The organism is Chryseobacterium hilariae (assembly GCF_051400735.1).
Lineage (GTDB): Bacteria > Bacteroidota > Bacteroidia > Flavobacteriales > Weeksellaceae > Chryseobacterium.
Map to the genome: position 1 here is coordinate 334,543 of NZ_JBLFFJ010000002.1, position 17,552 is coordinate 352,094.

At 37.0% G+C, this 17,552-nt stretch carries 21 protein-coding genes; 10 read left to right on the forward strand and 11 right to left on the reverse strand.

Translation table 11 applies throughout. From position 1 onward, the window contains the following. The 7 genes from ACMGDK_RS08340 to ACMGDK_RS08370 all read right to left on the reverse strand — a co-directional run bounded on the left by ACMGDK_RS08340 (position 1) and on the right by ACMGDK_RS08370 (position 5,884). On the reverse strand, positions 1-1,419 hold the full coding sequence (locus ACMGDK_RS08340) for an MBOAT family O-acyltransferase (protein ID WP_436807508.1): 1,419 nt from the start codon (positions 1,417-1,419) through the stop codon (positions 1-3). Continuing rightward, positions 1,419-1,799, reverse strand: a complete 381-nt coding sequence (locus tag ACMGDK_RS08345; protein WP_436807509.1) for a VOC family protein — start codon at positions 1,797-1,799, stop codon at positions 1,419-1,421. Before ACMGDK_RS08345 ends, ACMGDK_RS08340 begins: the two co-directional genes overlap by 1 nt. Then, on the reverse strand, positions 1,799-2,038 hold the full coding sequence (locus ACMGDK_RS08350; RefSeq protein ID WP_426047782.1) for an acyl carrier protein: 240 nt from the start codon (positions 2,036-2,038) through the stop codon (positions 1,799-1,801). Before ACMGDK_RS08350 ends, ACMGDK_RS08345 begins: the two co-directional genes overlap by 1 nt. A 7-nt stretch (positions 2,039-2,045) precedes the next feature. Next, entirely contained in the window at positions 2,046-3,773 is a 1,728-nt protein-coding gene (locus ACMGDK_RS08355) for an HAD-IIIC family phosphatase (protein ID WP_436807510.1), read from the reverse strand. Positions 3,774-3,787: 14 nt separating this feature from the next. After that, complete coding sequence (locus tag ACMGDK_RS08360; RefSeq protein WP_436807511.1) at positions 3,788-3,919, reverse strand: hypothetical protein; 132 nt, start codon at positions 3,917-3,919, stop codon at positions 3,788-3,790. Between the two features lie 27 nt (positions 3,920-3,946). Continuing rightward, entirely contained in the window at positions 3,947-4,975 is a 1,029-nt protein-coding gene (locus tag ACMGDK_RS08365; RefSeq protein ID WP_436807512.1) for an acyltransferase family protein, read from the reverse strand. Between the two features lie 138 nt (positions 4,976-5,113). Continuing rightward, complete coding sequence (locus tag ACMGDK_RS08370; protein WP_436807513.1) at positions 5,114-5,884, reverse strand: class I SAM-dependent methyltransferase; 771 nt, start codon at positions 5,882-5,884, stop codon at positions 5,114-5,116. Positions 5,885-5,989: 105 nt separating this feature from the next. Here ACMGDK_RS08370 and ACMGDK_RS08375 point away from each other — a divergent pair, with 105 nt between their 5' ends. Genes ACMGDK_RS08375 through ACMGDK_RS08385 form a run of 3 tightly spaced genes read left to right on the forward strand, consistent with a single transcriptional unit; the run spans position 5,990 to position 8,544 of the window. Further along, positions 5,990-6,532 (forward strand): acyltransferase, encoded by a 543-nt coding sequence (locus ACMGDK_RS08375; RefSeq protein WP_436807514.1) that lies wholly within the window; start codon positions 5,990-5,992, stop codon positions 6,530-6,532. A 6-nt stretch (positions 6,533-6,538) separates the two neighbouring features. Next, complete coding sequence (locus ACMGDK_RS08380) at positions 6,539-7,378, forward strand: glycosyltransferase family 2 protein (RefSeq protein WP_436807515.1); 840 nt, start codon at positions 6,539-6,541, stop codon at positions 7,376-7,378. Further along, positions 7,378-8,544 carry a glycosyltransferase gene (locus ACMGDK_RS08385; protein WP_436807516.1) on the forward strand — a complete coding sequence of 389 codons (1,167 nt, stop codon included), beginning with the start codon at positions 7,378-7,380 and terminating at the stop codon, positions 8,542-8,544. Before ACMGDK_RS08380 ends, ACMGDK_RS08385 begins: the two co-directional genes overlap by 1 nt. Here the strand turns inward: ACMGDK_RS08385 and ACMGDK_RS08390 are convergent. Genes ACMGDK_RS08390 through ACMGDK_RS08400 form a run of 3 tightly spaced genes read right to left on the reverse strand, consistent with a single transcriptional unit; the run spans position 8,541 to position 10,537 of the window. Continuing rightward, on the reverse strand, positions 8,541-9,299 hold the full coding sequence (locus ACMGDK_RS08390; RefSeq protein WP_436807517.1) for an SDR family NAD(P)-dependent oxidoreductase: 759 nt from the start codon (positions 9,297-9,299) through the stop codon (positions 8,541-8,543). The two genes, ACMGDK_RS08385 and ACMGDK_RS08390, sit on opposite strands and share 4 nt — an antisense overlap. Then, positions 9,299-9,532 carry a hypothetical protein gene (locus tag ACMGDK_RS08395; RefSeq protein ID WP_436807518.1) on the reverse strand — a complete coding sequence of 78 codons (234 nt, stop codon included), beginning with the start codon at positions 9,530-9,532 and terminating at the stop codon, positions 9,299-9,301. Before ACMGDK_RS08395 ends, ACMGDK_RS08390 begins: the two co-directional genes overlap by 1 nt. A 30-nt stretch (positions 9,533-9,562) precedes the next feature. Next, a complete protein-coding gene (locus tag ACMGDK_RS08400) occupies positions 9,563-10,537 on the reverse strand; it encodes a ketoacyl-ACP synthase III (RefSeq protein ID WP_436807519.1) in 975 nt (324 codons plus the stop codon). A gap of 44 nt (positions 10,538-10,581) precedes the next feature. Here ACMGDK_RS08400 and ACMGDK_RS08405 point away from each other — a divergent pair, with 44 nt between their 5' ends. From ACMGDK_RS08405 to ACMGDK_RS08435, 7 genes are all read left to right on the forward strand, one after another. Continuing rightward, entirely contained in the window at positions 10,582-11,145 is a 564-nt protein-coding gene (locus ACMGDK_RS08405; RefSeq protein ID WP_436807520.1) for a DapH/DapD/GlmU-related protein, read from the forward strand. Further along, positions 11,146-12,297, forward strand: a complete 1,152-nt coding sequence (locus ACMGDK_RS08410; RefSeq protein WP_436807521.1) for a glycosyltransferase — start codon at positions 11,146-11,148, stop codon at positions 12,295-12,297. It abuts the gene before it with no gap. 10 nt (positions 12,298-12,307) lie between these two features. Then, on the forward strand, positions 12,308-12,859 hold the full coding sequence (locus tag ACMGDK_RS08415) for a serine O-acetyltransferase (RefSeq protein ID WP_436807522.1): 552 nt from the start codon (positions 12,308-12,310) through the stop codon (positions 12,857-12,859). Positions 12,860-13,298: 439 nt separating this feature from the next. After that, positions 13,299-13,967, forward strand: coding sequence for a carbonic anhydrase (locus tag ACMGDK_RS08420; protein ID WP_436807523.1), 669 nt, complete (start codon positions 13,299-13,301; stop codon positions 13,965-13,967). A 21-nt stretch (positions 13,968-13,988) separates the two neighbouring features. Then, the gene (locus tag ACMGDK_RS08425; protein WP_436807524.1) at positions 13,989-14,288 is read left to right on the forward strand and encodes a hypothetical protein; all 300 of its coding nucleotides are present in this window, start codon (positions 13,989-13,991) and stop codon (positions 14,286-14,288) included. Positions 14,289-14,428: 140 nt separating this feature from the next. Further along, the gene (locus ACMGDK_RS08430) at positions 14,429-16,021 is read left to right on the forward strand and encodes a SulP family inorganic anion transporter (protein ID WP_436807525.1); all 1,593 of its coding nucleotides are present in this window, start codon (positions 14,429-14,431) and stop codon (positions 16,019-16,021) included. Between the two features lie 39 nt (positions 16,022-16,060). After that, a complete protein-coding gene (locus ACMGDK_RS08435) occupies positions 16,061-16,696 on the forward strand; it encodes a carbonic anhydrase (protein WP_436807526.1) in 636 nt (211 codons plus the stop codon). 222 nt (positions 16,697-16,918) lie between these two features. On the opposite strand, the gene pth is transcribed toward ACMGDK_RS08435, so the two are convergent. After that, positions 16,919-17,482 carry an aminoacyl-tRNA hydrolase gene (gene pth, locus ACMGDK_RS08440; protein ID WP_436807527.1) on the reverse strand — a complete coding sequence of 188 codons (564 nt, stop codon included), beginning with the start codon at positions 17,480-17,482 and terminating at the stop codon, positions 16,919-16,921. Positions 17,483-17,552 lie beyond the last annotated feature (70 nt).

Below are 17,552 nucleotides of genomic sequence, written 5' to 3' on the forward strand. Positions count from 1 at the left end.
TCAGAACTGTTCATAGATGAAACTAGCATTACCAAACACACCGAAATATAAAATCATGAAAATAAGAAAAACGTAAAAAGCCCGTCTCATAACAGGTTTAAATCTGCTGATTTCAAGACCATGTTCTTGATCTTTATTCAGCCAGTCTATCAATATTATGATTCCTATTAATCCTAAAATTTTAATTTTCATAAACTCCGGAACCGAAAAAACAGAGAGACTGAAAATCCTTCCATACATTCCCAGTGCATCAGTAAGGGTTGGCGCAACGAACAGTACCAGGGCAAAACAAACCATTGCCATTGTCAGCAAAATATTTCCAAATTCCTGAAAAGTAGGAATAGATTTTGAAAACTTTTTCTTTTTGTTCAGCTTATCTTTTAAGATCAATGGAACATAATAAAGTCCGTGAAGAAGACCAAACAGCACAAAGGTAAATCTTGGCCCATGCCAGGCTCCGATTAATATAAAGTTCAGAATAATTGCTGCAATCAACCCCTTCTTTTCATAATCCCTGAACTGAATGACCAAAGGGGTAAAAACATATTCCGTTAACCAGGAAGTCAGTGAAATATGCCACTTTCTCCAGTATTCTGCAATGTTCTGTGCAAAGAGCGGAAAGGCAAAGTTTTTTGTTATCTTAAATCCTAAAAGCCTGGCAAAACCAATTGCCATATCAGAATACCCGGAAAAATCCGCATACATCTCAAAAAGGAATAAAATCATCCCATAAGCAACGGTGCTTCCTGAAAGATGATCATAGTTCTGAAATATTTCCTGAGTAATAGGGCTGATACTATTCGCAACAACAAGTTTTTTAAATGCTCCCAAAAGAATCTGCCTTGCAGCATCTGAGCCATTTTCCAGCGTAAATATTCTTTCTTTCTTTAATTGTGGCAATAGCAGCCCGGCCTTATCAATAGGTCCGGAAGTCATGCTCGGAAAGAAAGCAATATAATTAAAAAACGCCAATACATCGGTCTCCGCCTTCAATTTATTATTCTTAATATCAAGCAGATAGCTTATCATCCTAAAGGTATAAAAACTGATTCCCAAAGGAAGAATTATCGTTAAAGTAAATGTACTTTTAATATTGAACAGCTCTGCAAAAGAACCTATGAAAAAATTGAAATATTTAAAGTAAAACAGAGTTCCAATGGAGAAAAGAAGCCCGAGATTAACTAAAAGTTTCTTTCTTCCAGGAGTTTTACTCTCAGAAATTTTTAATCCCAAATAATAACTAACCCCTGAGCTTATGATCAAAAGTATTAAAAACCTCCAGTCCCAATTTGCATAAAATACGTAGCTGGCCAATAATAAAAATATATTCTGAGCTTTAAGCTTTTTACCTAAAACCCACCAATACACAGCAAACACAACTGAGAAAAAAAGAATGAATACTAATGATGTAAACTGCATTAGTTACTGTTTAAAAGTTCAACAATTCCGTAAGAGAGCATCAGGAAAGCCACTTTCCGGTTATTAAAAAGAACAGCTTCTTTGGGAGGGGAAATAAGCATTCCTCCATTTTGGATAAGATGTTCTATTGTTTTATCAATATCTTCAACTTCATAGCAGATATGATAATATGAAATTCTCTTTTTCAAAAGATTCTCTACAGGTTTCCCGGAAACAAACTCAATGTTTAAACCATCTTCCACAGTAACCATACAAAGTTCCGCCTGTTGATTGGCATCAAAAATAACAGGAGTTTCTTCAACAATCTTATGGAGTGTTCTTATATTTTGGAGTTCTGCCTGTATATCTTTACAGGCAACTCCAATGTGATGAAATTTCATTATAGTTTTGAAGCTATAGAATCAGCCATTTCACCTACATTATTCCACCCCTGGATTTCAGAAGAGGTAAAACGGATTCCGAAAGCTTTTTCTACGGCAACAATTAACTGAATGTGGGAAAGGGAATCCCATTCTTCAACATCTTCGGCTGTAGTTTCTGCGTTTAATACAATTTCTTCATTATCCAATTCGTCACGGAAGACATTGGTAAGCTTTGATAAAATTTCGTTCTTATCCATGTTTTGTTTATTTTTTATTAGTAATATATACTTCTTTTGACTGATATTCGTCGACATTCAGAAGCCACTGTCCATTATGCTCGGTAAATCCTAATCTTTCATAATGATCTTTTACCATCTGGTTTTTTGCAGTAGGAAGATATTCTCCCACAACATTTTTGAAGCCGTGCTTTTTGGCTGTTTCCACAATGGTATTGAGGGTAAAATCTTCCATTCCTCTCTTCAATACACGGCAGCTCATCAGCCAGGTATCTATGAAAAGGGTTTCCGGATCTTTCTTTTCCAAAACAATTACACAGATCAGTCCATTATCGCCATATTTATCTTCCAGAGTGAAAGAAATAGTATGATGCTTCTCGGAATTGATCAAGCTGTCCACATCCTGTTCCGTGTATCTCACCGTTCTTAAATTAAACTGGTTGGAACGCTGTGTCAGCTGTGAAACTCTCGGTTTTGAAAAGCTGTCGAAAGATTTCACATCTGAAACCATATTCATGCTTTTCAGGAAATCTTTCACATTGGTAAAGCTGTCCAGATCAACTGCTCTCTGTGCTTCCACCTGGTATTGTTTGGTTCTCTCCGCATCGTTCTCCGAGAAACTGGATGTTTCAAAAAGATTCAGCCCGTAAAGATATTCCAGATATTCTGCCGGATCTTCGGGCAATTCGGGAACGCAGACTTCAGGAAGGTTTTCGCGTACGATATTTCTTTCAAACGGATTGTCATCCAGAAACACCATAGAATCAAATCCAATATTAAGAATATTTTGAATCTTTCTGATATTATCCGCTTTATTCTCCCAATTAGCTACAAATACAGCAATATCGTCCAGTTTAAGGACCATATCGGGATGCTTTTCAAAAGGCTCTTTGGCTTTATCTTCATCATTCTTGCTGCAAACAGCCAAAATTATACCTCTTCTCTGAAGTGCCTTGATCCAGTACTGAAATTCAGTGAATGCTTTTCCTATTCCAAGACTTCCTACCTGGATCTTTTCCAGGCCGTCATCTCCGATAATTCCGCCCCACATAGTATTATCCAGATCCAGAATCAGGCATTTTTTAAACTTTCCTTCCAAAGAGGAAATAATACCGGTGATATGGTGGGCAACAATCGGAAGGGCATCCAGTGAAAGCACCATTTCTGTGTTCACGTAAATGCTTGGGGAGAACATAAAGTCTCTTCCCCATTTATTCTGGATTGAAAGCAGATCTGCAATAAAGAAGTTATCATTTTTGATCGCCAGCTCTGCCGAAAGCAGATAATTCAGCTTATTCAGCTGGAAAACAAAAGATGACTCTACCTTATTGGAAAAATTACCGAAGATCTGATTGTTGATCAGCGGAAAATTACAGTAAATCACCCTGCTTTTGGTTCTGCTCTGAATCGTGCGGTAAAGATCCTCAACATAGGAAATCTTTGTTTCTGCAAAAGCAGCCTGAGTATCGTAAGATTTATAATACTGACTTAATAATTTATGAGAGGACTCAAAGATGATTGTATAATCTGCATTGAATTCATAATATTCTGAGGTGGGATCCAGGATCTGCCGGGAAATCTGTCCGAAATCAGCTTCGAAAATCTCAAATTCAAAGCCTTCATTTATAGCAGTACCTTTCAAAGCAAGATTGAGAAACTGTGTAGCAGTGTCACCAAGTAATGCCACCTTAATCTTCTTAAGATGAGGGATGTCTCTGCGGAGGCCTTTTTTCAGTTCTGAAAACGTTTTGTACATGAATTCTTTTATTATTAAGATATGAATGTACCCGTTCCCAATGCTGTCAGTTCCGTCTTATTTCTTTTAAAAGCTTCCGTGAGTTCCGGATCTTTAGCATAACTGCATGCTGTACATGCCTTGAGAATGTTCGTATTTCTTTTCATTGTGTTTTTGCTGCAAAAATAAAGATTTTATCTGATATTTACTTTTTTAAGATAATTTCTAAGTGGTTTTTCAATAAATTGATAGAACAGCATCGAGGTAAAGATAAGTACAGCCAGATAAATCCAGAACACACTGTTAATATCGAATTTATAATTTTGTTGTTTCAGAATTTCCCTCAGAATATACAGAATAGGGATATGGGTAATATATACCGCATAACTCACCTCACCCAGGTATTCCAGCGGCTTTAATGACAAAATTTTTGTTACCGTTCCGTTATTCCATGAGATTAAAAGAATAAGCGGAATAAAAAGTACTGCCATAAGACCGTTATGATAAAAAAGAGGAACAAATATCAACGAAAGCATCACACCTGCAAAGGCCAGAATTACAGGAATATCATAATTTTTCTGCTTAAAATTATTCACGAAATATAGCCCGGCAAGGTTACCTACTAAAAATTCACTTACATGCATCAGCGGGAAATAATACAAAAACTCGTGGCTTTCTGTATGTGGCCCTTTATAGGATAGTGAATCCTCATAGAGATGGGAAAATACCTGTGTAATGATCCAGAGCACAATACCTGCCACCCAGATGCTTTTATTCTTTTTAGAGTAAAAATAATTATAGAGTACAGGAAAAATCAGATAAAAAAGAAATTCCACAGAAATAGACCATCCCGGAAAATTCAGGATCATAGCCTTACCCGGAATCCAGCTCTGCAGCCCAAACAGATATAAAAAAATATTGATAATACTGAAATTTGAATATCTGGTCACCAAGTAAAGCAACAGTCCCACTACATATAACGGATAAATCCTTGCAAACCTGTTTTTATAATACTCTATATATTCTATTTTCTCTTTTTTATGATACGCTACGATCATGATAAAACCCGAGAGAATAAAAAAGTAGCTCACCCCAACGTTGGCTTTTAAAAAGATATTTGAAATATAATCTGTCTTATAAACAAACATATCTTTATTGAAATGAGAAATAACTATAGCTATAGCTGCAAGGAATCTGGTAAAGGTAATCTGGCTTATCTTCATTCACAAGGACTGTTCAACAGCTTTATAATAGTTTAGGGGGCAAGAAAACACTTTTAGAAAATCTTTAAACACTTTCCTCTCCCTTCATGAAAATATACGGTTAAAGCATCATAATACATAACGATACAGTCTAAAAAACTACTTAATAAAAACGCCGATATACTTCCCTTCATATTCCACTACCGTCGTTTCTATGCTGTTTTTTTCACAGAAATCCTGGTAAGCTGAATTGTCACCAATATCATCACTGATAAAAACGCCTCCTTTTTTCAGATGCTTATACAGCTCATCATAAGCCCACATTCTCCCGTTATAACTTTTATCGGAATCGTAATGAAGAACATCAAAAACTGAGTTTTCAGCAAAAATCTTTGGCAATGATTCTTTATCGGCAAAACGGAATAATTTCCAGTTGTTTTTAAGATTTTGAGGAACAACGCAACCTACGTACTGGTCTCCATCCTGCGCCAGATACGGCATATCTGAACTGTACAGTGTTCCGTTCCTTTTTGTGAGAGACAGAAGTGAAGCCAGAGACGACCATCCATATGCTACCCCAGTTTCCACTACTTGTTTTGCATTGGCAAATTCGCACGCATAATACATCAGCTCCAAAGCTCCGGGACCACCCATTTTTACAGGACATTCTTTTTCTCGTTGTTCTGCCGTTCTTAAAGCCTCAGCGTAATCAGTACGGAAAGCATTTATTTCAAGACCGAATAGCTTTGAAACAGCCTCCTTCTGGGAAATTGCTTTTCCAGCAGCCCAAGAATTTGTTTTTTCCTTTCCTTTGAAAGCATTGCCTCTGTTGACTGTATTTTTAATAATTTTCCGGCCCAGTTCCGGATAAAGATCGGGTCTTTTCAAATACCCTATTAATGTCTTGAGAACCCTTGTTATTTCACTCACTGTGTTGTATTTAATACCGCAAAAATAAATATTTTTTTTTCATTTATGTAAAAACAGGTTATATTTGTGAGGCCCAAGTGAAATAAAAAAATTAAAAACTCCTGTATGTTCTACAATTTTTTCGAAAAAATATACCGAAGGCAGCAGCTTTCTATTCTGAGAAAAAACCCGAAAGTATTTTTTGAAAATATCAGACTGGGTGTGGGTGGGCGCTTTGTCCTGGATAAGGATATAAAAAAAGTAAGTATCGGAAAGTCTGTGGAATTCAGAAACTACACTTCTATTTTGGTAATGAAAGATGCTAACCTAGAAATAGGTGACCATTTTTTCATGAATAACTTCTGCTCGATCAACTGTCTGGAGCATATTTCAATTGGTGAAAATACATTGTTTGGTGAAAACGTCAGGCTTTATGACCATAACCACACTTATGAAACTTCTCCAACCTTCAAGCTTCATCCGTCTAAATTTACTAAAGCTCCTATAAAAATAGGCAGCAACTGCTGGCTTGGAAGTAATGTTACAGTACTGAAAGGCGTTACAATAGGCGACAACTGCATTATCGGAGCAGGATGTACCATATTCAAAGATGTTCCTGCCAATACAAAGGTTGTTAATAAACAGGATCTAGTATTCAATTCCCTTTAAATTCAGATGAAATTCTCAATACTTATCGCCCATTACAATAATGCTCTGCTGTTCAAAGACTGCTATAGCTCATTGCTTGCCCAAACCTACAAAAATTGGGAAGCTATCATTCTGGATGATGCCTCGTCTGAAGACGAAAAGACACAGATAAAGGCCATCATTGCCGGTGACGAACGGTTTAAATTTTTCGAAAATGAACAAAATTCCGGCGTGGGAGTTACCAAAAGTACACTTATTGATCTTGCTTCGGGAGACATTTGTGGTTTTGTAGATCCTGATGATGCTATTCTTCCTCATGCTATTGAAAAGGCTGTAAGTATATTCGCGCAGAAAAAGAATGTAGTATTAGCTTATTCACGGTTTATGAGCTGCGATAAGGATCTGAAGCCTATTGCTCCTTTTAAATCTGCGATGCAGGTTCAGAATAAGGATCCCTATTTTTTTAATTACCCTATTCAGATTGCCCATTTTGTAACGTTCAGAAAAGACATCTATGAGCAAACTGAAAAGATGAATGCTGCACTGAAAATCTCGGAGGATCAGGATCTCTATTTAAAGATGTATGAAAAAGGTGATGTTTATTTCATCAACGACACAAATTATCTTTACAGAACCCATACAGGTGGAATTTCACAAAACGAGAATAAAACCAAATCTTACGAATATTTCGCCCTGGTGGTTTTCAATGCAATGAAGCGAAGGAATATTAAAAGCATAAACGGAATGAAAGTTCCGGAAACCTATACCGGACAACAGGAAATTTTCAAACTATTGGAATATCAGAATTCAATTCCATATAGGATAAAAAGAAAAATCTCTATTACTTTACAAAAACTTTTCAGGTAATGTCAGCAGAAAATCAGAAAATAAAAGTCCTTTTCAGACACCGTTCCATGGAAATGGGCGGCGTGGAAAAAGTGATTCTCAGTATCCTCAATAATCTCAATCCTGAAAAATTTGATATAACAGTATGTCTGAATATGAATCAGGGTGAACTGAGAAATGAATTCCCGGAACACGTTAAAAAGATATATTTTACTGATGGAAAGGAAGATCTATCCAAAAATCCATTGATCCATAAACTCCAATTGATTCGCAGAAGACTGAAGCTTTCCCGCATTCTAAAAAACAATAAAATTTCTGACCGCCTTTTGGGGAACAAAAAATATGATATCGAGATTGCTCCTACTTACTCAGCATTTTCATCTGTTATCAATTCCAGCAACAAAGCCTCTAAGAAATTAGGCTGGTTTCACTCTGAAATCAATTTGCCTAAGCTACAGCCGCTGGTTCCTGACATTCTGGACAATTTCCCTCAGTTCGACCACATGATTTACTGTTCTCAGAAAATCAAAGATCTGATGCATAAATATTATCCGGAACTGAAATACCCTGAAGAAAGTGTAGTGATCAACGCCATTCCTATTGACGAAATCAAGAAAAAAGCACAGGAAAAAATAGAATCTCTTCCTGAAGGTCCCGTTTTTGTTTCTGTAGGGCGCCTTCACGACAGAAAAGGATACCATAAGCTTATTGATGCCCACAAAAAATTAATTGATGAGGGTTTCCACCATAGTATCATCGTTGTAGGCAGCGGCGAAGAAATGAAAAACCTTACCGAGCAGATACGGATGAATAATGTTCAGGATACGTTTATTTTAAGCGGTAATAAGATGAATCCCTATCCTTACATAAAAAATGCAGATTATTTTATTCTGCCTTCCGAATCTGAAGCATGGCCGCTGGTAATCGCTGAAGCTTTAATCCTTCAGAAACCTATTATTGCTACCGATACAGGAGATGTAGGCGTGATGATCAGAGACAGAGAAACCGGCTACCTCATCAATTATGATACGAATGAGATGTATGCTGCCATGAAGGCCTTTCTAACCGATCCGGAGCTTATTGCCAGGATCAGAAAAAACCTGGAAACCATAGAGGACCAATTCGACAATCAGAAAATCTTTAATGCAGTGGAAGGAATTCTTGAAGATCTCTACAGAAAAAATTAATGGGCGGAATATCCTCCGTCCACCACGAGATTCGAGCCTGTAATCCATTTTGAGGCATCCGAAAGCAGGAAAATACAGGCGTTGGCTACATCTTCAGGCTGCCCTACTCCCAACGGGTGTTTTTTAAGAATCCCTTCTGCAGCGTCTTCACCAACGTTTTTAAACATTTTTTCCAGTATCGGAGTATTTACCATAGCCGGGCTTATGCTGTTGACCCTTATTCCACTTCTTGAAAGCTCCATAGCCATGGATCGTGCTCCCGCAATTACGGCGCCTTTACTTGCTGAATAGGCTGTTTTCCCTATTTCGCCCACCATTCCTGCTACTGAGGAAATGAAGACAAAACTGGAAGTTTCGTTTTTATATTTTTTGAGGGCTAAAATCTTGGCAATTTCAAACCCGGAGATCATATTGACTGCAAAAATATCTGTGTAAAGCTGGGGAGTGTGTTTTTTCAGCGGAAGCGTTTTTTCTATCCCTGCACAGTGGATGAATCCTGAGATTTTACCTAAAACAGATACTTTTTCAGCGATCAGCTCTTCAAGGTTTTCAGCGCTGGTGATATCTGCAATAATAGTTTCAGCTTTGGTATCCGGAGCCAGCATGGATACTGTTTTCTGCAGCTCTTCTTGGTTTCTGGCAATAAGGATAAGATCTGCCCCACTCTTGCTGCATTCTACAGAACAGCTTCTCCCGATACCGGAAGAAGCGCCTGTAATAAGAATTATTTTATCTTTTAAAGAAAACCGATTCACTAATCTTCAAAATTTTCTTTACCAATAATATTCATAAGATCAGAAACAGTTTCTATATCTTTAAAATAATTTGAATCAATTTTCTTATCGAAACTCTCATCAACAAAGGCAATTACAGAAAGCAGACTGATAGAATCATAGCTTTCCAGCTGTCCCAGGTTTGTTTCAATTGTTAATGGCTCTTTTTCTTCTAATTCTTCTTGCAATTTCTCTAAAAAAACGGATGTCTTCATATATTTTGTTTTACTACATTATGTTCTATTTCAAATTTCCAGCACGGTTGCTCCCCAGGAATATCCTACTCCAAATCCGGCCATCAATACTCTGTTTCCTTCTTTCAGCATTCCGTTATCCATCATATCTTTCAGGGCTATAGGAATGGTTGCGGAAACTGTATTTCCGGTATTTTCCATATCAATATAAAACTTTTCTGCTGGTATTTTGGTTTTCTTCCTTAAATAGTTCAGCATAAAAGAATTGGCCTGATGGAAAACAAAATGATCAATATCTTCTATCGTCAGCTGATTTTTTTCCAAAGTTTCCTTTACCAGCCCCGGGATATTTTCAATGGTGAAATTAAAAATTTCGGGTCCGTTCATGTAAAGATTTTCCGGATCAAAATCATGTTCAGGATTAAGTTCAAAATCTTTTTTGAAAGCTCCTTTCCTTACAATAAGATTTTCTGCACCACTTCCGTCTGTACCCAGGCAGAACTGATAATCTTTAGCATTTTCATCCTTCTCTACAATTACAGAGGCTGATGCATCCCCGAATATGCTTCGGTTGGCCTTATCTTTTGGATGGATATGCTTTGTATAGGTTTCTGATGTGATCAGTAAAATACTTTTCGCAATACCGGCTGCTACTAATCCTTTAGCAAAAGCCAGTCCATAAATGAATCCGGAGCACCCAAGATTAAAATCCATTGCTCCGATATTTCTTCTGAGGCCAAGTCTGTCCTGAAGAATACAGGCAGTAGTGGGAAGAAAATAATCCGGGCTTTGGGTACAAAAAAGAATAAAATCTACCCTTTTCCTGTCATAATTCACGAAAAGCTTTTCTGAGGATTTTACAGCAAGCTCCAGAACAGTTTCGCTGTCTGAAGAAATATGACGCTGCCTGATCCCTATTTTTTCATGAATTCTCTCAGAACTCCAGTCAGGAAATTCTTTCTCAAGATCCTCATTGGTCAGAACCTTATCGGGCAAATAATATTCTATTTTGGAAACTTTTATCATAGAAATTCTTTTTCTTTGTAAAAATAAAAAACAAATTCACAATAATGATGCTCCTATTCAGAATCATATTGAAAATCCGTTCCCTATATGAAGACATGGTGAAAAATGCTGCTATAAAAGTAGCAATCCATCAAGGTATGAAAGTTGGTGACAATCTGTATGTTCAAGGTATTCCAAACTTTGGCTCTGAATGTTTTCTCATAGAAATGGGTGATAATGTAACGATTGCAGAAGGTGTTTCGTTCATTAACCACGGCGGAGATGGCCGGGTAACCAAAAGAATTGAAAAATATAAAAACGGAAGAACTTTCGGAAGAATAAAAATCGGTAACAATACCTTTATTGGAAAAGGAACTGTTCTCTTGCCCGGGGTTTCTATTGGAAGTAATTGTATTGTAGGTTCATTAAGTGTTGTTAGCAGTTCAATTCCTGATAATTCAGTATATGCTGGAGCTCCAGCAAAATTTATTTGTACCATTGAACAATATGGCGAAAAATTATTAGTAAATAACACGATTTATCCTTTAGAGTTAGAAGCTGACCGATCTGCCTTAGAAAAATACCTCATCAAAAACCTTCCTCACAATTATAAACCTGTAAAAAAATAAATGTCACAAAAAAAGAAAGTCCTTATTCGTATAGGTTCTCTACGGCATGGCGGCGCAGAAAAAGTTCTCATCAACTTTCTCAAAAACCTTCCTGAAGACAAATATGAAATAGACCTGCTGATCAATCTTTACACAGGAATGTATATCAAGGAGGTTCCGTCATGGGTCAACCTGCAATATCTTCTTAAAGGGGAAATGATTACCACCAACAAGCCTCACGAAATTCCTGTGAAAGCATTCAGAGTGCTTTATCAGAAACTATTTCTTTGGTTTCCGGCTCTTCTTTACCGGTTTATTCTAAAAAATAAAAAGTACGACGTAGAAATAGCAGCTATTCACGGAATGTACAGAGAGCTTCTGTCCAGTCCTCAAAAGGATTCAAAAAAAATCATCTGGATACAGAACGACATTTTTAATCTCAAAGAATATACGCCAGATGTGATCAGACAGCTTTTCCGCTTTGACAGAATACTGGTTATTTCTAACAAGCTGAAAGAGGAAATGCAGAAGGCCGCACAAACTGATATGGAAAAGGAGGCGGTTGTTAAAATTTATAATCCAATAGATAAAGATGATACTCTAAATAAAGCAAATACGGCAATTGATGACTATCCTTTTTCCAATACCATTCCCACTTTTATTACTATTGGAACTGTTTACCCGCAGAAGGGCTATGACAGACTTCTCGACGTACATAAAAAACTGATTGATGAGGGATTAAAGCACCAGATCATCATTATTGGTGATGGTTTTGATTTTGAGAACATTCAGACAAAGCTGAATCAACTGGGTCTTCAGGAAACCGTAAAAATGCTCGGTTTCAGGAGTAATCCTTATCCTTACCTGAAAAAAGCTGATTTTTATGTAATGTCTTCAAGACACGAAGGTTTTCCTACCATTATCGCGGAAGCTTTGATTTTGAACAAACCTATTGTTTCTACAGATGTTTCGGGAATAAAAGATCTTCTTCAGGAAGGAAAATTAGGGATCATCATTCCAAATTCTGAGGATGGAATTTACGCAGGGATGAAAAAACTTCTTACCAGCCAGGAGCTTGCAGCTCATTATGAAAAAGAAATAGCAATGACTGACCTGCCCTTTGTCCTGCAGAAATCTGTAGCACAGCTTCAGGAAATCATTGATGAATTATAAAAAACTTAAAATGGGTTATACTGTCATACAAAAAGATTTTTACAGGGAAAGCGGAAAATGGCTCTCTTCATTTGAGATCTGGAAAAAATGTATCAATCCTAACCTACATTTCATTTATGTTTTAAGGAAAGCTCAGGAGTACAGCAAAAAGCCTGTTTTAGGGGTATTCTGGAAATTTGTTCTCAGGCATTATCAGATAAAATATGGTTATCAGATTTACCCGGAAACCGAGATAGGAGAAGGTTTTTACTTAGGTCACTGGGGAAGTTTAGTGATTAATCCCAAGGCCAAAATCGGGAAAAATTGCAATATTGCACAGGGCGTAACGATCGGGCAACAAAACCGTGGTAAACTTCAGGGATTTCCTACAATTTGTGATGAAGTATGGATAGGAGCCAATGCAGTAATTGTAGGCGGAATCACTATTGGAAACAATGTTTTAATTGCTCCCAATTCGTATGTTAATTTTGATGTTCCTGCCAATTCCGTAGTCGTTGGAAATCCCGGAACCATTTATCCAACAGAAAGAGCCACAGAAGCTTATATCAATAATAAAATATAATAACTCTTAAATATTTGCAGAACCCCAATTATTCTCCTCATAATATCCAGAACTTATTTAGTCAAAATCAATAATTCTGAAACAACAGCGAAAATTATTAGGATAACCGCCAACAATTATTTAAAATTTGAACCGTTTCAATTTTGAGGCGGTTTTTTAGTAGAATTAAGAATATTTTAATCTAAGGTTTTAATTTTTATCATTAATAGTTTGTAATTTTATATAAGTTTAATTTGAATCATCAATTTCAAAGAGTTTGGACAATAACCCCAGAGAACAGTCCTTTTAAACATGATTTTAAGCATATTTTAATATTAAATTTTGTTAAAAGTAGCTGCCTTTTCGACAAAAATTATATTTTTGCATGATTATTGATTTAATCTATTGAATTTGAAAATAATTTAAACGAAATAAATAATTATAAACTTTTAGGGAAATTATGTCAAAATCGTACGAAATTATTTTTGAAAACAACAAGAAATGGGTAGAGTCTAAAATCCAGCAGGATCCGGCTTTCTTCCAAGAATTAGCCAAAACTCAAAATCCAGAATTTCTGTATATCGGATGTTCTGACAGTAGAGTGACAGCGGAAGAACTGATGGGCACAAAACCGGGCGAAGTTTTTGTAACAAGAAATATCGCTAATGTGATAAATACTTTAGACATGAGCTCAACAGCGGTAATTCAATATGCCGTGGAGCACTTAAAAGTAAATCACATTATCGTTTGTGGACATTACAACTGCGGCGGCGTAAAAGCAGCGATGACCCCTCAGGATCTGGGATTATTAAATCCTTGGTTAAGAAACATCCGCGATGTTTACAGATTGCACCAAGCTGAATTAGACACTATTGAAAATGAAGGAAAACGTTATGACAGGCTTGTAGAACTTAATGTTCAGGAGCAGTGCATCAATGTGATCAAAATGGCCTGCGTACAGGAAAGATATATCATAGATGAGTATCCTATTGTACATGGCTGGGTATTTGACCTTAGAACAGGTAAGATTATTGATTTGGAGATCGATTTTGAGAAAATTCTGAAAGACATCCAAAAAATCTACAACCTTACAAGTTCTGATTGGATAATGAGCAGAAAAACAGACTAGTTTTTCTAAAATGAATGTAAGATGAAATTCTGGAGTATTATTGTATTGACCTTCTTCCTAAACTTCACAGCACTGCCGGGCATTGCTGCGGTTGCAGGCTGGGAAATAGCAAGGACTAATGTAACAATCAATGAAGAAGAACCACATTCTCACCCATCATCTTTTATTGTTTACGAAAAGACGCTTCCGAAAACTTTGGATGTATTCGATTACGTGAAGTTTTCCGAACCTGATCTTCAGGGCGTATCTTTTGAGCTGATAGATGATTCCTTTCATCTGTCGCCCTTACTCACCATATTTTCTCCGCCTCCGGAAGCTTAATTTTAAGTATAGTTAGAATTTTTATAGTATTCATATCAAAAGCTGATATAGGATACGTGTGCTTTAAAATTAAATTTCCAATCTTTTATAATTGATTATCTGAAGATAGATCAATCGGTTATAGTATTTTTCAAAACATCATGAAAAAAACATCATTTATAGGAGGAATCAAGGAGAATTTCCCTTCCGGGCTCGTTGTATTCTTAGTCGCGCTTCCATTATGTCTCGGAATCGCTTTAGCATCAGGGGCACCGCCTTTGTCAGGTATCATTGCCGGGATTGTAGGAGGACTTGTTGTAGGATTCTTAAGTAATTCAAATATATCGGTATCTGGTCCCGCAGCCGGTCTTACAGCTATTGTTTTAACAGCTATTACAGACCTGGGGGCTTTCGAACTTTTCCTTTGTGCAGGAATCATTGCAGGTCTTATCCAATTAATTCTGGGTTTCATAAAGGCCGGAAGCATATCCAATTATTTTCCGAATAATGTCATCGAAGGAATGCTTGCCGCTATCGGGATCATTATTATTTTGAAACAAATCCCTCACGCTATGGGATTCGATAATGATTACGAAGGGCATGAATCTATTTTTGACAATGGTCTTAATTTCGGATATTTCACAGAATTATTCGGAGCCATACATGTGGGAGCTATCTTAGTAACACTGGTTTCCGTAGGGATCCTTATTGTATGGGACAAAACTCCAGCTTTAAAAAGAATGAAAATGCTTCCCGGGGCCTTGGTAGCAGTAGTGGCAGGAATACTTCTCAATGAAGCATTCAAGCTGTCCGGCAGCTCTTTGGCGATCGGCCCGCAGCATCTGGTTTCACTGCCTGTTCCTCAGTCTTTGGATGACTTCAAAAATCTTATTACGATGCCTGATTTTAATGGATTCACCAATCCCAAGGTATGGATAGTAGGGGCAACCATTGCCATTGTAGCTTCTATTGAAACCCTCCTTTGTATTGAAGCCTCAGACAGATTAGACAGACAGAGAAGAATTACCGACACCAATCTTGAGCTTAAAGCACAGGGAATCGGTAATTTAATAAGTTCATTTATCGGAGGACTGCCAATGACATCTGTAGTGGTAAGAAGTTCTGCCAATGCTAATGCCGGTGCCACCTCAAAACTTTCAGCTATGATCCACGGTGTGCTTTTATTGGTATGCGTGCTTACTATTCCGTTCATACTGAATTTAATACCGCTTGCCACACTTGCTGCAGTATTGATTCTTGTAGGATATAAACTGGCAAAACCTGCCACATTCAAGCATTTCTGGCATTTGGGTAAATTCCAGTTCATTCCGTTTGTTGCTACCGTTGTAGCTGTTGTGGCAACCGATCTTCTTAAAGGAGTTGGAATCGGTCTGGCTATTTCCGTATTCTACATCCTTCAGGGAAATATGAAGCGTGCTTATTATCTGAGCAGAGAAAAGCTGAATGATGCTGATGAAATCAACATTAAGCTTGCTGAAGAAGTTTCTTTCCTGAATAAGGCAGCCATCAAAAAAACATTAAAAAATGTAAAACCCAACTCTACTGTGACCATTGATGCAAGGGGAACTTCATATATTGCCACAGATGTACTGGAAATGATCCAGGGTTTTGCCAATATCCGAGCCAAAGAAGAAGATATCAATGTGGAACTTTTAGGCTTCAAAACTTCATACAGAGATTATGAAACAGATGAAGACTCTCACATCCTGATCACACACAGAAGAGCTATGTAAGCTCAATAATTTTAATTTTAAAAAGAATAAATCAATCATATGAAAGCACATACATACGAAACCCAATCTACAATTAATCCTGAAAAAGCGTTAGATTTTTTAAAAGACGGAAACCAAAGATTTGTGAATAATCTAAAGGCAAACAGAGATCTTTTAGAGCAAGTTAATGCAACACGTGAAGGTCAGTGGCCTTTTGCAGTAGTTTTAAGCTGTATAGACAGCCGTACTTCTGCAGAGCTTATCTTTGATCAGGGATTAGGAGATATTTTCAGTATCAGAATTGCCGGTAATTTTATAAATCAAGATATTTTAGGTTCAATGGAATTTGGCTGCAATGTGGCAGGTTCCAAGCTTGTTGTCGTTTTAGGACACACTAAATGCGGTGCATTAAAAGGCGGTTTGGACGCTGCACAGATCCAGGGAATGGGAATGGATAATCTCAATCACTTAATTCATCATTTCGACCCAATCATCAATGAAATCATTGAAGAAGGCGAAGAACGTTCATCAAAAAACGATGCCCTCTTGGAAAGGCTGAATCAGCAAAACGTAAAAAGTGCCATCGAAGATATCCGTACCCAAAGCTCAACACTTAAGAAGCTTGAAGACGAAGGTAAGATCAAAATAGTTGGAGCCAATTATGATGTTGAAACCGGAGTTGTTACCTGGCTTTAAGAGATAAAAATCTGTACATTTTTATTCTCATAAATAAAAAATCAATTATAGTTAGATTGGGAATTGATATTTAAAGTACAACAAAAGACCATCGGAAAAATCCGATGGTCTTTATTTTTTATCAATAGACTTAGAAATAACTAGGCTTTTGAACTATTAAGATAATAGGCTGTTGAGAATAATTAAGGTAAAAATCAATTAATTTTTTAAGTTGACACTTAATTATTTTCCGTTGTATGCTGACATTGTATTATTGATACCGGCAAACACAAAAGACAGGCTGGCTTTGGAAAATTTTTCAATTCTTTCACCCAGTTTTTCAGATTCTTCTTCATTCCAGGTTCCCAGCACATAATCTACCTGGCGTCCTTCGGAAAAGTCTGCAGAAATCCCAAACCTCAGCCTTGCATAATTCTGGGTATTGAGCGTTTCATTAATGCTTTTGAGCCCGTTATGGCCAGCATCAGAACCTTTCATCTTCATTCTTAAAGTCCCGAACGGAAGGGCAAGATCATCTGTAATGATCAGCACATTTTCCAGTGGAATATTTTCTTTCTGCATCCAAAATTTTACAGCATTTCCCGAAAGGTTCATATAGGTATCCGGCTTCAGAACTAAAACTTTCCTTCCTTTGTATTTTCCTTCCGCCATCCATCCGAAATTGGTCGTATTAAATGAAGCTTCCAGTGTTTCAGCTATTTTTTCAGCTACTTTGAATCCTATATTGTGGCGTGTATTTTCGTATTCAGGGCCTTTATTTCCAAGCCCGACTATTAAATATTTCATTCAGAAATTTTTGCAAAATTAAGGGATAAAAAATAAAAAGCCCAATCTTACAAAAGATTGGGCCTGTATA

Bases quoted from the DNA above. Each gene is read 5' to 3' on its own strand.
- ACMGDK_RS08340 (WP_436807508.1), bottom strand. From the start codon at position 1,419: ATGCAGTTTACATCATTAGTATTCATTCTTTTTTTCTCAGTTGTGTTT.
- ACMGDK_RS08345 (WP_436807509.1), bottom strand. From the start codon at position 1,799: ATGAAATTTCATCACATTGGAGTTGCCTGTAAAGATATACAGGCAGAA.
- ACMGDK_RS08350 (WP_426047782.1), bottom strand. From the start codon at position 2,038: ATGGATAAGAACGAAATTTTATCAAAGCTTACCAATGTCTTCCGTGAC.
- ACMGDK_RS08355 (WP_436807510.1), bottom strand. From the start codon at position 3,773: ATGTACAAAACGTTTTCAGAACTGAAAAAAGGCCTCCGCAGAGACATC.
- ACMGDK_RS08360 (WP_436807511.1), bottom strand. From the start codon at position 3,919: ATGAAAAGAAATACGAACATTCTCAAGGCATGTACAGCATGCAGTTAT.
- ACMGDK_RS08365 (WP_436807512.1), bottom strand. From the start codon at position 4,975: ATGAAGATAAGCCAGATTACCTTTACCAGATTCCTTGCAGCTATAGCT.
- ACMGDK_RS08375 (WP_436807514.1), top strand. From the start codon at position 5,990: ATGTTCTACAATTTTTTCGAAAAAATATACCGAAGGCAGCAGCTTTCT.
- ACMGDK_RS08380 (WP_436807515.1), top strand. From the start codon at position 6,539: ATGAAATTCTCAATACTTATCGCCCATTACAATAATGCTCTGCTGTTC.
- ACMGDK_RS08385 (WP_436807516.1), top strand. From the start codon at position 7,378: ATGTCAGCAGAAAATCAGAAAATAAAAGTCCTTTTCAGACACCGTTCC.
- ACMGDK_RS08395 (WP_436807518.1), bottom strand. From the start codon at position 9,532: ATGAAGACATCCGTTTTTTTAGAGAAATTGCAAGAAGAATTAGAAGAA.
- ACMGDK_RS08400 (WP_436807519.1), bottom strand. From the start codon at position 10,537: ATGATAAAAGTTTCCAAAATAGAATATTATTTGCCCGATAAGGTTCTG.
- ACMGDK_RS08405 (WP_436807520.1), top strand. From the start codon at position 10,582: ATGATGCTCCTATTCAGAATCATATTGAAAATCCGTTCCCTATATGAA.
- ACMGDK_RS08410 (WP_436807521.1), top strand. From the start codon at position 11,146: ATGTCACAAAAAAAGAAAGTCCTTATTCGTATAGGTTCTCTACGGCAT.
- ACMGDK_RS08415 (WP_436807522.1), top strand. From the start codon at position 12,308: ATGGGTTATACTGTCATACAAAAAGATTTTTACAGGGAAAGCGGAAAA.
- ACMGDK_RS08420 (WP_436807523.1), top strand. From the start codon at position 13,299: ATGTCAAAATCGTACGAAATTATTTTTGAAAACAACAAGAAATGGGTA.
- ACMGDK_RS08425 (WP_436807524.1), top strand. From the start codon at position 13,989: ATGAAATTCTGGAGTATTATTGTATTGACCTTCTTCCTAAACTTCACA.
- ACMGDK_RS08430 (WP_436807525.1), top strand. From the start codon at position 14,429: ATGAAAAAAACATCATTTATAGGAGGAATCAAGGAGAATTTCCCTTCC.
- ACMGDK_RS08435 (WP_436807526.1), top strand. From the start codon at position 16,061: ATGAAAGCACATACATACGAAACCCAATCTACAATTAATCCTGAAAAA.
- pth (WP_436807527.1), bottom strand. From the start codon at position 17,482: ATGAAATATTTAATAGTCGGGCTTGGAAATAAAGGCCCTGAATACGAA.